The sequence below is a fragment of the Aeromicrobium sp. PFPM2_SD2 genome, from assembly GCF_057364525.1.
The window spans coordinates 1-584 of sequence record NZ_JBNFNZ010000793.1 but is presented as its reverse complement, the minus strand read 5'-3'; the positions used below and the strand labels follow the sequence as shown (position 1 = coordinate 584).

The following is a 584-nucleotide window of genomic DNA, read 5'->3' as shown; positions in this document are numbered from 1 at the left end:
CGAGCCCGGGCCGCGGCCGTAGCATCGACGGGTGCCCTCCCCGACCGGTTCCGCCTGCTCTGGCGCGACCTGACCCCGGGTGGGGGCCGCACGGCGACGCGCACTGGGGTCGCGGCGCGGGCCGGCCTGACGTTGGCGGTCCCGCTCCTGCTGTCGTGGGCGGTGGACCGGCTCGACCTCACGCTCGCGGCGACCTTCGGCGCGTTCACGGCGTTGTACGGACGCACCCACAGCCACCGCTCGCGCACGGCCATGCAGGCCACGGCGGGGATCGTGCTCGTCCTCGCGGTCGTGCTCGGCACCGCGGTCGGCACCAGCCCGCACCGCGCCTGGCTGTCCGTGGCCGCCCTCGTCCTCACGGCTGCCGTCGTGCCCTTCGTGTCGCGCGCCTTCGCCTGGCACCCGCCGGGCGCGCTGTTCCCGATCTTCGCCGTCGGCGCCACGTCCTCGCACCCCACGACGAGCCACGACGTCGGCGTCGCGCTGCTGGTCAGTGCGCCGCCACCGTGGTGCTCGCGCTCGTCGTCGGCCGGGTCGGGCTGCTGCACGGCCCGCACCGTCCCGAGCCCTGGCTCGTGGACGTC

General features: G+C 76.5%; 1 pseudogene. It reads left to right on the top strand.

Features of this window, described 5'->3' with window-relative positions:
- Positions 1-132: 132 nt before the first annotated feature.
- A pseudogene (locus AC2W7G_RS18155) lies at positions 133-584 on the top strand (hypothetical protein); the annotation flags it as partial.